The sequence below is a fragment of the Streptomyces sp. NPDC002206 genome, from assembly GCF_053593595.1.
Map to the genome: position 1 here is coordinate 1 of NZ_JBSFCW010000028.1, position 12598 is coordinate 12598.

The 12598-nt window shown below is 67.8% G+C and carries 10 protein-coding genes and 3 pseudogenes; 5 read left to right on the forward strand and 8 right to left on the reverse strand.

From position 1 onward, the window contains the following. Nucleotides 1-400 (reverse strand): annotated as a pseudogene (locus tag ACWCP8_RS32230) (helix-turn-helix domain-containing protein); the annotation flags it as partial. Between ACWCP8_RS32230 and ACWCP8_RS32235 the strand changes: the two are divergent. After that, on the forward strand, nucleotides 365-604 hold the full coding sequence (locus ACWCP8_RS32235) for an MmyB family transcriptional regulator (RefSeq protein ID WP_451119723.1): 240 nt from the start codon (nucleotides 365-367) through the stop codon (nucleotides 602-604). The pseudogene ACWCP8_RS32230 and the gene ACWCP8_RS32235 sit on opposite strands and share 36 nt — an antisense overlap. Before the next feature lie 264 nt (nucleotides 605-868). Here ACWCP8_RS32235 and ACWCP8_RS32240 read toward each other — a convergent pair whose 3' ends face one another. The 3 genes and pseudogenes from ACWCP8_RS32240 to ACWCP8_RS32250 form a co-directional block, all read right to left on the reverse strand. Then, nucleotides 869-1948 (reverse strand): CU044_5270 family protein, encoded by a 1080-nt coding sequence (locus ACWCP8_RS32240; RefSeq protein WP_451119820.1) that lies wholly within the window; start codon nucleotides 1946-1948, stop codon nucleotides 869-871. Nucleotide 1949: 1 nt separating this feature from the next. Continuing rightward, on the reverse strand, nucleotides 1950-2573 hold the full coding sequence (locus ACWCP8_RS32245; RefSeq protein ID WP_451119725.1) for an RNA polymerase sigma factor: 624 nt from the start codon (nucleotides 2571-2573) through the stop codon (nucleotides 1950-1952). A 540-nt stretch (nucleotides 2574-3113) separates the two neighbouring features. Beyond that, nucleotides 3114-3647 (reverse strand): annotated as a pseudogene (locus ACWCP8_RS32250) (kinase). Nucleotides 3648-3839: 192 nt separating this feature from the next. Between ACWCP8_RS32250 and ACWCP8_RS32255 the strand changes: the two are divergent. Further along, nucleotides 3840-4790: a Ppx/GppA phosphatase family protein gene (locus ACWCP8_RS32255; RefSeq protein ID WP_451119727.1), complete on the forward strand. Its 951-nt coding sequence runs from the start codon at nucleotides 3840-3842 to the stop codon at nucleotides 4788-4790. 314 nt (nucleotides 4791-5104) lie between these two features. Here ACWCP8_RS32255 and ACWCP8_RS32260 read toward each other — a convergent pair. Both ACWCP8_RS32260 and ACWCP8_RS32265 read right to left on the reverse strand, forming a co-directional pair. Then, nucleotides 5105-5454: pseudogene (locus tag ACWCP8_RS32260) on the reverse strand (relaxase domain-containing protein); the annotation flags it as partial. Between the two features lie 168 nt (nucleotides 5455-5622). Then, a complete protein-coding gene (locus tag ACWCP8_RS32265) occupies nucleotides 5623-6024 on the reverse strand; it encodes a hypothetical protein (protein WP_352271610.1) in 402 nt (133 codons plus the stop codon). Nucleotides 6025-6826: 802 nt separating this feature from the next. Here ACWCP8_RS32265 and ACWCP8_RS32270 point away from each other — a divergent pair. Then, a complete protein-coding gene (locus ACWCP8_RS32270) occupies nucleotides 6827-7585 on the forward strand; it encodes a hypothetical protein (protein ID WP_352271608.1) in 759 nt (252 codons plus the stop codon). 176 nt (nucleotides 7586-7761) lie between these two features. Here the strand turns inward: ACWCP8_RS32270 and ACWCP8_RS32275 are convergent, their stop codons facing one another. Then, nucleotides 7762-7950: a hypothetical protein gene (locus ACWCP8_RS32275; protein ID WP_356006049.1), complete on the reverse strand. Its 189-nt coding sequence runs from the start codon at nucleotides 7948-7950 to the stop codon at nucleotides 7762-7764. A 478-nt stretch (nucleotides 7951-8428) separates the two neighbouring features. On the opposite strand from ACWCP8_RS32275, the gene ACWCP8_RS32280 reads away from it, so the two are divergent. Beyond that, nucleotides 8429-10354, forward strand: coding sequence for a lamin tail domain-containing protein (locus tag ACWCP8_RS32280; RefSeq protein WP_451119730.1), 1926 nt, complete (start codon nucleotides 8429-8431; stop codon nucleotides 10352-10354). A 240-nt stretch (nucleotides 10355-10594) separates the two neighbouring features. Continuing rightward, complete coding sequence (gene tpg, locus ACWCP8_RS32285) at nucleotides 10595-11152, forward strand: telomere-protecting terminal protein Tpg (RefSeq protein ID WP_451119732.1); 558 nt, start codon at nucleotides 10595-10597, stop codon at nucleotides 11150-11152. A gap of 132 nt (nucleotides 11153-11284) precedes the next feature. Here the strand turns inward: tpg and ACWCP8_RS32290 are convergent, their stop codons facing one another. After that, nucleotides 11285-12550, reverse strand: coding sequence for a PP2C family protein-serine/threonine phosphatase (locus tag ACWCP8_RS32290; RefSeq protein ID WP_451119734.1), 1266 nt, complete (start codon nucleotides 12548-12550; stop codon nucleotides 11285-11287). Nucleotides 12551-12598: the final 48 nt, after the last annotated feature.

Consider the following 12598-nt stretch of genomic DNA (forward strand, 5'->3'; position numbering starts at 1 on the left):
ATGCCGGCCGCGTGCAGGATCTCCCACACCGTGGACGGCGCGATCGGATGCCCCAGCCGGGCCAGTTCACCCTGGATCCGCCGGTGGCCCCACCGCGGGTTCTCCTGCGCCAGACGCAGAACCAGCTTCTTGAGCGCGGCGGCCGTGGAAGGGCGCCCGATGCGTCGGCGCCTGTCGAAGTAGTCCCACTTGCCGACGATCAGCCCGCGGTGCCAGGCCAGCAGCGTCCCCGGCGTGACCGGGAAGACACCGCTCCAGCGGCAGCGCGGTATCAGCGACGACAACGCGGCCAGCCAAAACCGGTCTGCGGGCTCGTAGCGGACCGGACCGGACCGCTGAGCTGTCGTCGCAGCACCGCGTTCTCGTGCCGCAGAACCAGCAGTTCGGCATCCTGGGCGGTCACCACCCCCTGGTCGGTGAACTCACCCTCGGCTACGAGGCCTTCACCCCCATAGGCGATCCTGACCAGACCCTCGGCATCTATACCGTCAAACCCGGATCACCCTCCGAAGACGCCCTGCGCATGCTCGCCAGCTGGAACATCGACACCGCGTCCATCACCCCCAGGCACCCGCCACGCGCGAACCCTGCTCGCCTCCGCTGAGCACTCTGGCGTTTCCCATGGCCCCTCGACCGCGTGCAGCCAGGCCATCACCACTCCGAAATGGGAGATGACTCCTCCACGCCGCAAACAAAGTAGCTTCTCGCTATGTCGGTGCGGCTTCGCTACGGGCCAGCCCGGCCCGTAGAACCATCAGTGCGCCCACCGTGTCGGCGTGCGCCCAGTGGCCGCACGCGGCGAATTGCCGTGGGTACTCGCGCCGCTGGTCGAGGCGCCGTCTCCCGGCACCTCGACCAGCGGCTATGACTACGGGCGCTGCTTGACCTTGTCCACGACGGCGTAGCTGTCGAGGGAGGAGAGCTGGTCGTAGGTCTTCCCGCCGCCGCTGTCGGAGGTTCGGGTGCTCTTGAAGCCGAGGAACTCATGCGTGTCCTTGGCGAAGATGAATACCGTGCCCCAGGTCCATTCCTGGCTGTCATCCTTGTAGGAGACCGCGATACCAGCCCGCCCCTTGGCGTCCTTCACGCCGGGGGTGGCAGTAATGCCTGGGATCATGGCGAGTGCCTCGAAGGCGGCAGGCCGCAGCCCCTCGGGCATTACCGGTGTCCGGTAGAGCAGACCGGCCAGCGCGAAGTGGATGCTCGGCCATTCCTCCCTCTTGATTTCGGCAACCGACTTCGGCTGTGTCTTGGGCGGGCCGTCCGGCATCCGCACGGCAAGGATCAGCTTTTCCGGATCGGTGGGCAGCTTTGCGAGGGAGCCCCAGTCCGCCGGCGGCCAGACTTCTCCATGGTGCTTTGCCGGCGGAGCCCACCAGCCCTTGCCGAGCTCCATGACCCACGAGCGCTGGGAGCCGTTCACCGACTTCCAGTTCTCGTCCACATAGGACTTAGTCGTGCCGGACTTGCGCTCTGTCTCCTTCACGGTCTCTTTCGTGTAGATGAACTGATCGCCGCGCGGGGCAACGGCCTTCTCATGTTCACGCTCACGGACGGCAGCGGCATTGAGCACGGTTGCTGCGTTGACCGGCTGCATGCGGGGCGAGTCAACGGCCGGCGATGCGACAGTGCCCGGGGCGCTGTCGTCGAGAACGCTCACCCCGGTAGCAGCGACGGCGACGGCAGCGGCGGCTGCCAGAGCCATGCGCAGCACCGGTCGGCGACGAGTACGGGAGCGGAGGCGGGCGCCTTCGGTGAGCGGTGACGCGTCGGCGTCTCGCTCTTTGTTGAAGGTCATGTCATTCCTTTCGGAAGGCTGCCGGATCGAAGGAGCGCGATGCTCGGCTGCTTCCTGACTGATCGCTGTCAGCAGCCGTTCCCGGCCTGTCACCAGCCGGCCCCTGTCCGGGCGGGGCATTTCGGCACGCATCCGCCGCAGCAGTGTCATTTCATCCACGGGTGAACTCCTCGCATGCCGTGGTGGGGTCAAAGCCACCGAGTGCTTTCCGTGCCTTCTTGCGCGCGCGGTTCAACCGGGAGCGGACCGTCCCGATAGGGATGCCCAGCGCCTGGGCCACTTCGTCGTAGGACAAGGACTCCCACGCGATCAGCAGCAGCACATCCCGGTCACCTCTGGAGAGATGAGCGAGCGCGTCGGCGAGCTGGCGGCTAACTGCCGCGGCGGCGACCCGGCTGTCCGTGCTGTCGTGGTAGTCCACAACCACCGGGTCTACGGCGGTCCTGGCCAGCACCCGGTACTGCATCACCTCTGATCGCCGGTGCCCGGCGATCAGATTGCTGGCGATCCCGTACAGCCACGGCCGAACACTCCCCCGGGCCGGGTCGAAGCGATACCGCCGACGAAACGCGACCAGGAAGGTCTCCGCCGTCACGTCATCCGCCAGCCAGTCCCCCAGACGCCTGGCAACGTAGCGGTGGATGTCCGGCGCATACCGGTCATACAGTTCGGCAAACTGCTGCGGATCACCTCGCGATTCCAGCACCAGGACCGCATCCTCAGCCGGACCCTGCCGACCCCCCGTCTGGGAAGGCGCTGTCACATCGGGCTCCATTCGTCTCACATCTCCGGGCGACTCTCACGGCCCCGTCAATCCCTGTCCGCACGAGCAGGGAATCGAGTTCACGCCAACGCCCTCCCCCAGACAGGGAAACCACCACCGCGACCAAGTTCGATTTCCGACATAGCAGGCGCCACGTAAGGAACATGCAGCTACCGGTGGAGCGCCGCTACGTTCCCGCCCAGGTCAGACAGCTGGGCCCATAACTCGTTGGTGAACGCGAAACCACCACGCCGCAGCAACGTCGTCTCAGCACACCCCGACGCACGGGCCACGGCCAGCCAGCGCCACACCATACGTACACAGACCCCCGCCGTACCGGCGGCGATCCGCACATGCACAGACGCCAGCTTGCCGGACTCATCCAGAGCGAGCAGACGACGCACCACCACCTGGCGTGCCAAGACCCAGTCACGGGAGGGCGACACAATGGCATTCAACTCGGCGACGATGTGCCTGACCCGAGGCGCGGTAGGGAGACATCACCTGCAGGGCGTAGGGCGAACCTGCGCCGCTGCCCGGGGTTTCATTCAGTCAGTTCTTCAGTGCGGGTAGGCCGGCCAGGCCAGTGTCGCGCATGATCCGGTCGACGGTCTCGGACAGGGAACTGTCCGCCCCGATGACGGTTTCAACGCACCCGGGCAACACATCACGTTCCCGGTACCAGTCGCGCAACGCCTCCTCCCCGGCATCGTTCACGATCAACTTGGTCGCGTGCCGGGCAAGGGTCTCCGCGAACGGCACGTGAAGGTAGTAGCCGCGGTTCGGGCCGAGGTGGTCGGCGCGCAACTGGGCAAGCATGGCGCCGTAGTGGCCGGCGTACAGGATCCCTTCGAGAACAACGTGGTACCCCGCGTCCAGCGCGTAGCGGACCGTCAGGTCGATCAGGCCGATGTCCGCCGCACCGGCCCGGTCCCGCTGACGCAAAACGATCCGGCGGAGGTGGTCCTGACCCACGAGCGCCAGACCGCGGCCAAAACGGTCGCGGAGGCCGGCCGCGACGGACGACTTCCCCGAGGCACTGTTCCCTCACAGCACGGCCAGCCTCGTCCTTTCGTTGGCCACCATCACCCGAGCGAGGCTGCCGACACCACCCGTCCGTCGGCGCAGCTCTACCCCTGTGGGCCGGGGCGGAGGGGGCACGGATGGTGACGTTATGCTCACGCGGTGGGCTGGAATCCCGTCGCGCCGTCGTCGGGGCTGTCGGAGGATCGGGGAAGGAGCCGGTCCGGTCGAGGGCGGGGCCGGGGAGGCGATGGGATGCGGCAGGCAGGTGTGCTCGATGTCGGGTGCCACAGTGCATTGCTGACGGTGGTGCGACGGCGCCCGGGGACGGTGCTGGAGCCGGTGTTCTCCCGCAAGGTGCGGCTGAGACTGCACGAGACCCTCGACCGCAAGGGACGGCTGGACAAGGCCGGCGTGAAGAGCGTCGAACGGGCAGTGGCCGAGGCCGTCGCCGCTGACCCGCGTCTGCGCGGGCCGGAAGTGTTCGCGTTCGCGACCTCCGTCATCCGGGACGCGCCCAACCGCGACGAGATCATCGCACGGGTGGCACGCACCACCGGCACCCGCCTTCGCGTGCTGACCGGCAAGGAGGAAGCGCGGCTGGCCTACGTGGCCGCCCGCCAGTGGGCAGGCTCGATGGCCGGGCAGCTGCTGATCCTGGATATCGGCGGCGGTACCGTAGAGATCGCCTCCGGCACCGGAGACCGGCCCCGCGTCGTCTACTCGCTGCCGCTGGGCGCCCGCAGGATCACCCGGGACTGGCTTCCCGGCGGCACCGCACCATCCCCACACCGACTGGCCGAGGTCCGGCAGCACCTCCGCCAGTCCCTGGAAGCCGTCCCCGGCCTGCCCCAGGCCGAACCGGGCGGGCGGGTGCTGGCCTGCTCCAAGACCTTCGAACAGCTCGCCCGGCTCGCCGCCGCTCAGCGCAAGACACCGCAAGCCGCACGGCAGCTCGCGCTACCCCAACTACGCACGTCAGTCTCCCTGCTGGCCGCCGCGGGACCGTCCCACCGGTCCAAGCTGCCGGGCATCTCCCGGCACCGCGCCGAACAGTCCCTGGCCGGAGCCTTGATCGCACAAGCCCTCATGGAAGCCTGCGGGGCCAAGAACGTCGAGATCTGCCCCTGGTCCACCCGAGAAGGACTGCTACTCGAACGCCTCGGCGTGCCCCACACCACAGCCGGGCGCTCCCGAGCGCACTGACTGGCTACACAGGTGGGAGCAGCACATCACCGGCAGAGCTCCGGTGCTGCACCCGATGCACGCCCCATGAGCGAGCAGACACCAGCAGTAGCAATGCGGGCATGGATGCTGATCACGCTCGCGCTGAGGGCCCCGACGCCCTTCGGGCCGCGTTCACCACTGGCTGTGTGCCGGCCTTGGGCCGGTCCGCGTCCAGTCCGGTCAGCCTGCGCCGTCCCGCCATCAGCACGTGGCTGCCCGGACCGGCAGGCAGCAGTGGCCGCACCTGCGCGGCGCTTCCCACGTCGTCGAGAACGAGCAGCAGCCTCAGCCTGCGCCGTGGACGGCGCCCGGACACCAGATCCATGGCCAGCCAGGGCGACCGTTCCTTCGCCTTCTCGGTCTTCTTCAACTTGTTGTGCTCGATGGGCCTGCCCAGCACGGTCGCCCGCCGCGCCTTCGCCGGATCGTCGCCCGCCTCCAGGCGCTCGCGCTCAATCCGGTCGGCGTCCGGGTGCCGGCCCTCCCCCAGGAGCAGTTCGGCCTGCCGCTCGGTCACCACGTCCCCGGCCACAAGACCGACCGTAGCCAGGCCCCGGCCCGTCCAGAACCCCGGCGGGACCCCCGCTTCTTCCTGCGCGGCGCGCAGCGGCTTGCCCGCAGGGCGGTGGCCGTCGCCGACCAGGGCGCGAGCCACTGTGGGGTCTACCCGCCTACGGCAGAGGTCGACTCGCCGGCCGGCGGCTTCTTTGCTGTCTCACGGTGACGGCGCAAGGCTCCGTCTCACGCTCCCGTGGCACTTCCTGGATGCTCCGGCCGATGCCCCGAACTGACGGCCGGCCAACCCGGCAGGCTACGCGTTCCGTGCGTCGGCGAGCTTGTCCAGCTCGCGCATCGCCTCCGCGTGGGCGCTCATCCGCCTGCTCACACTGCCGCTCGTGAAGAGCGCCACACCAGCGACCGACACCGGCACGGACAGCCCGAGCACTGCCAGGGCTTCAGGCCAGTCGCGCTCGTCCTGACACCAATCACCCCTTTGCAGGCCGTCGTTGGCCGTACCACGTTCGGTCAACAACCGTGACTCGCACTCCGCGGGGTAACGGTCGCCGGGCTTCTCATCGACCTCGTATGGCGTGAGCAGCAACAGGGCACACCATGTCCACTGGAGCGCCGCCACAGCCAAGAGACCGATACCCCAGGCGCGTATCCGCCCGGCCCTGTCGCGGAAGTCGAGGTCGTACTCACGTGATCGCATGGCGAGCGAATCTAGCAGCGTGTTATCGCAGCCAGGCGGGCGCCCGCCAGGCTCATTCCTGAGCCCGTCTCACGTGACGTTGTCTCTGGCGTGCGAACCGAACAAGGTCAGGCGAGACGGAGGCAAGGTGCCATGAGACGGGACAGCAGGCCAAAGGGCGTCAGTCCGAAATGGGAGCTTTGAGAAAGCTTCGGGGAACGGTCACTGTGACGCGGCATTGCCTTCAATCAGGGCATCGCCCAGTCGATCCGCTTGTGGCTCGACAGTCACCCCTCACCCCGCCGTATCCCCCGCACTACCGGCGCCCGCCGTCTGATCTTCTGCCCAGTGTTGGACCGGGCAGCAGCGGCCAGTACGGCGATGTGTACGCCGGCCCGCGGGTCCAGGACCAGGTTGTCGCCGAATCCATCGAGAACGCCACCAATATGCACCGGCTTCTACGAGAACCCCCGTCCGTGGACCGGGCCGGCCGCGCATGCCCTGTCCCGGGACGTTGTCGGCCTGACGCCCCGTGGCTTCCTCCAGTGCCTGTGGCTGCGGCAGACGCTGCGGGACCTGACGCCCTCCGAGCTCAGGCGACCCTCAAGCCCGAGAGAACCGGCGTGGTGCAGGCACGCCTTGCGGCCGTCGGCGGTGGTGGCCCACCGCGGCCTACACCGGCCGCCGCGAATGTCATTCCGTTCCGCCCACCTACCGCCTGAGAAGCCGTTGCCCCATCGATCACGGCGTGCAGTGGTTCCAGTAGGCATTCGGTTAGGTTTCCGGCCGCGACGGGCGTAGAACGGGGATTTCAGGAGTCTGCTTGGATGCCGAGATGACGAGTAGTTTCCCGGTTCCCCGTGCACACGACGCCGATTCCGGCCGCCTGACCACCTTGCTGGACCGTGCCGCCACCGGTCGGGACAGTCAGGTCTGGAGCGACCTATGGACGGAGCTCTATCACAACGGCTCCCTCGACGTGTCCCATCCGCTGGTACTGCCTGCGCTGATGAACATGGCTGAGGGCGATGACGCCGACACGGCGGCTGCAGCTCTCCACCTGGCCGGTGCCCTCCTGGTTCAGGCCGACCAGCGATACGAGACCCGGAAGCTACGAGACCAGCACACACCCGAAGTCGTACGCCTGCTGGCCGCTGCGAACCGGTGGCGGCAGGCCACCGCAGACCGGAAAGACTACTGCCACCTGCTTGAGGCGGTTCTGAACCTGGAGGGCGAAATCCACTGGGCAGAGGACCTGATCTGGGGCATCGTCAGTGAGGAGTACGAGCTCGAGTGCCCCGATCCAGACGGCTGCGCGGCGGTATGGGTGGTCATTGGTGAGCGGGGCTTCTTCAGCACGTCGGAGGACTACGCCCTCTCCGACGATATCGAAACCCTCCCTCTTCATCCGGCCGCTCCCGGCGCCCTCGACGGCCTTGGCCGCCGTCTCTACGAGCTGGCTCTGACGGACGGCCACGAGGATGTGGCGCACGCCTTGACCTATGCCTTCGGCGAGGCAACCTGCCCACAGTGCGAAAGGCGCTTCTCCGCTGTCGGACAGGTCGTTGCTCGTTCGAGCTGAGTGAGAACCAGCAACGAACGAGGCCGCCGCAGCGTCATGCTGCGGCGGTCTCGCCGCGTCTCAGAGCCCTTCGATCAAGACGAAGAGTCTGAACACAAGAACTTGAGGGGAAGCCGACCGAGGCGCGGATGCGCTCCAGCCCCGTCCGCGGGGGCCGGGGCAAAACGGGCGGTCCGTCAGAGCGTGGCGAGCGCCTTGTTGTCGGCCTTGGTGTCGGCCTGTCGGCCGACCGGGAGGCCGGCCTCGCGGGCGGTGAGGTGCTGGTGGAGCTGGGCGAGGCTGGTGATGGTGACCGGTGCGTTCTGCTCAGCGATCAGCAGGGTGAACTTCCTGTCGCTGCCGCCGCAGGTGCTGGCGACGGACACGAAGTGCAGCTGGACGCCGGGGGGGCGAGGAACAGGCTGGCCTCACCGTTCTCGTAGCCGGTCCACCGCTCGGCGACGGTGAGGAACGATCTGTCGTCGGAACGGTCCAGCTTGATGCTCGCGGCGATGGCGGCCTGGTTGGCGGCGTCGTGGGCAGCCGCGGCAGCGACCGCGGCAATGCTGTCTGCGCAGGCAGATGCCCCTGTCGGTGGCGTGGGGGACTTAAGGTATCGAGCGTCAGGGCCGTGTGGGCATGGCGGTGCACCGTTGCGCTGGACGGTGTAGTCCAGGCCAGTGTTCTTGACCGGTTTCAGCGGTGCCGTCGCACCGCAGGGTGACGATGTGCGCCTGGCGTTCCGGTGGGCGGCAGGTGGCATTCAGCTGAAGTGCACGCTGTTTCAAGGTCGTACCACCAGAGTTTGGCCTCGTGCCTACCTCATACTTGCGTGCCGGCGTCGCCTCTGCATGTGTTACGGCTTTGACGTTTTCAGGACTGGTCGTCACAGGGGTGCTTGCCGCTCAGTCTGCGGCTGCGGCTGTCGCGGACCCGGCCGGCTACCAGAACGTTCGGATCGACGAGGTCACCTCGTCGAACAACGACACAGTGGAGCTGTACAACACCGGCTCGACCGCGGTGAGCATCAGCGGCTGGAAGATGTCCGACGACAGCTTCTCGCCGCAGACGTTCAGCCCGTCCTCCAGCACGATCCCGGCCGGCGGCTTCGTCACCTTCAACTCGCCCAAGGGGCTCGGTGACTCGGACAAGCTGGTGATCTACACGTCCAATGGCACGGTGGTCGACCGCGTCGAGTGGGGCACCAACGGGGCGAAGCCGGCGATGGCGCGTTGCGGCGGCGACGGCATCGGGGCGTGGGTGACCACGACCGCGGCGACCACGTTCGGCGCCTCGAACGCCTCGGGCTGCCCGTCGTCGATACCGGCGGCGAGCCGGGTGCGGATGAACGAGGTCACCTCGAACGGCGCAGACACCGTGGAGCTGTACAACGGCGGTACGAGCGCGGTCAGCATCGGGTCGTGGAAGTACGTCGACAATGACACCAGCCACTCCCCGGTCTCGATCTCGTCCTCCTCGCCGAGCGCCACCAGCATCCCCGCGGGCGGCTACGTCACGTTCAACTCCACCCTCGGTCTGGGCGACAACGACTCGGTCTTCCTCCTCGACAACAACGGCAACACCATCGACTCGGTGACCTGGGCAACCGATGGCGCCAAGCCGTCGGACGAGCGCTGCGCCAACGGCACCGGCTGGTTCCAGACCTCCACGACCGCGACGCTCGGCAGCGCGAACTCCTGCTCGGGCGGTGGCGGTGGTGGTGGTCAGACCGGCCAGTTGCTGGGTGGCGGCGGCTCGCTCACCAGCGGCTGCACCCCCGAGGCGCCCACTGGTACGGGTTCCACCCCGGCGGGCACCCTGGCGTGGCCGGGCGGGCTGGACGTCACGATCGCCGACAACGTCTGCGCGTTCACCACGTCCACCGGCCCTGAAGGCCGGGACCTGAGCGGCCTGGCGTTCGACCCGGCGAACCCGTCGGTGCTGTGGGCCGCCAAGAACAAAAGCTGGCTGTACAAGCTGGTCAAGAGCAACGGCAAGTGGATCCCGGACCAGTCGTGGAGCGCGACCGGCAAGCAGATCCGCTTCGCGGGTGGCTCCGGCGAGCCGGACGCAGAGGGTCTGACGGTCGGCGGTAACGGCCACATCTACGTGACCTCCGAGCGCGACAACACCACCAACACGGTCCCCAAGGACACGATCATGGAGTTCGACCCGGCGGCGACCGGTTCGACCCTGACGCCGGTTCACCAGTGGGACATGACCTCGCAGTTCCCGCAGCTCAACACCGGCAGCAAGGACGACGCCAACCTGGGCTTCGAGGGCGTCGGCTACGTGCCGGACAGCTGGCTGACCGCGAACGGCTGGATCGACCCGCTCACCGGCGCCGCCTACAACCCGGCGAACTACCCGCTGCACGGGTCGGGTCTGTTCTTCGCCGGTCTGGAGTGGGACGGCACGCTGCACGTCTACGGCTTGAACTCCGACGGCACGTTCATCACGTTCGGCACGATCGCGACCGGCAAGGCCTCCGTGATGGACGTGACGTTCGACGCCGGAACCCAGCGCATCATCGCGAGCTGCGACAACACCTGCGGTGAGACGCACACCTTCATGAAGATCAACGCCAGCGGCGCGATCGTTCCGGACGTGACCTACACGAACCCGGTCGTCATGCCGACCGACAACCTGGAGGGCTTCGCGATCGCGCCGGCCTCGACCTGCGTCAACGGCTTCCGCGAAGCGGTCTGGAGCGACGACGGCATCTACGGTCTCGGCTCTGGAAGCTCTTCCTACGGACACGCCCTCTACAGCGGCACCTTCCCCTGCTGATCCCGCCGACCGCAGGAGGCGGCTCACGCACGGGGCCGCCTCCAAGGTAAGGCGCCCAAGCAGTACGCATGATGAAGCTCCTGGCAGACGGGGTGACGACCAAGACCACCCGCCGACTGCCAGGAGCTTCGTTGTGCCTGTCCCCGGGGCCGCCTTCAGCCTGTGGACGCCGGACGTGGCTCATAGCCCATCGGCGCGGCCCCATCCTGTTCGTCCGGCCGTGCTTCGGCTGCTTGGGGTATGAGCACGTTCGGGGACGGCCTCGACAAGGCGGTACAGAAGGCATTCACACTCCCGACGCCCAAGAGCGCGGGCGCGCAGATGCGGTACCTGGTCAAGCAGTACAAGGGCGCCAAGGCGGTTGCCCAGATGCTGCGGATCTCCCAGCGCACCGTCGAGCGGTACGTGAAGGACCAGTTCAAGAAGCCCCGCCCGGACCTCGCCGCGCGGCTGGAGACCGAGGCCAAGAAGCGGTGGCAGCCGCAGATCCGGGCGAAAGGCAGGGAGAAGGCGGCGAGCACTGGCGGCATCGACATCGACACCTGGGCCCGGCTCGGCTACGTCGCGCCGATCGGGTGGACGGATGAGGACCGTATCCGGCACCTGACCGTCGCCCTGCCACCGCGTCACGCCGCCCGCCTCTTCGAGGCCCAGGAGGCCGGTGCCAGCGACGACCGCCTGAGGGAGATCGCCGCCGAAGCCCTCAAGAAGACCTACTTCCAGGACGGCGGCCGCCGCGCCGGCTCCCTGGAGGAGGTCCACTTCACGGACATCGGGCACCTGGAGTTCGACCTGTAGAGACCACGCCCCGAACAGCCCGCGAGCCCCGGACCTGTGACTCAGGGCTTCAGTTGGCTGCGTGGTTGAGGTGGCGAGTTTCGGTGTTTGCCTTGGCGGCGTGAGATTTGGGGGTGCTGCCAGAGCACGCGTTCAGAGTTGGACGACGACGAGGGCGATGTCGTCGTCTGGGCCGCCGTTATGGGGTTGGAGGTCGGTGAGGAGGGCGTCGGCCAGGGGTTCGGGGCTGAGGTGGCCGTGCCGGGTGAGGTTCTGGATGAGGCGGGTCAGTCCGGTGTCGATGTCCTGGTCGCGGCGTTCGATGAGTCCGTCGGTGTAGAGCACGAGGGTGGCACCGGGCTGGTAGGACAGTGTGGTCTGGGTCCTGGCCACTTCAGGGTCCAACGCTCCCAGGGGCGGATCGGCTGCTTGGTCAAGGACTTTGACGGCATGTCTGTCGGCGTCGAGCAGAAGGGGTGGGGGGTGGCCGGCGCGACTGTAGGTGATGGTGTGGGTGGTTTCGTCGATGATTGTCTGGACGGCGGTGGTCGCCAAGGCGCCTTCGACGGTGACGGCGTAGTGGGCGAGTGCTTTCAGGGCGCGGGCGGGCTGGCCTGTGGCGTGCATGGCGGTGCTCAGTGCGCTGCGGAGCTGGCCCATGATGCCGGCGGCGGTCAGGCCGTGGCCGACTACGTCCCCGACGGCGACCGCGAGCCAGCCGGGGCCGAGCTCGAGGAAGTCGTACCAGTCCCCGCAGACGTGCAGCGCGCTGGTGGCGGGCCGGTAGCGCACCGCAACGTTGCTGCGTTCGCGCGCGGTGTCGGGCAGCATGGCCCGCTGCAAGCTCATCGCGATCTCGCTTTCCCGCTCATGAGCGCGCCGCAGGCTTTCGTTGAGTTCCTGGAGTTCGCGGGACCGGGCCAGCAGCGCGGCGGTCATGGTCTCCTCGCCGCTCAGCGTCTTGCCGTTGTGCAGAGCAACACGGGCACGGACCAGCCCGGTGACATCCTTCACCTGTGAAATGATCAGAAGGACCCGACCATCTGGGCCCAGGACCGGCGCGGTGACGGAGCTCCAGTAACGCTCCTCGGAGCGCTCTGGCCGGTGGCCGGGCACCGGAAGGTCGTATCGGTACACCGCCATGGTGTCCGGCTCTCGTGTCGCGAGCACTCGTTGTACGGACGCGCGTAGCCGGTTGCCCGGGGCCATTGGGTCCTGCGGATCCTGCGGGAACACGTCGAACACCGAATAGCCCACCAGCTCCTCGCGGGGGTGGCCGCATGTATCCAGGAAAGCCTGGTTGGCGTCCACCATGACCAGACCGGGGGTCAGGAGCAGCGCTGGGCCCGCGAACGCGCGGAAGACCGCCGCGTAGTCCACAGCGAATGACGGAACCTCACCATTGCCGGTAGTGCTCATTCTCCGACGTCTACCCCAGCCAGACCGCCTTCGGCCGACCGACACTCC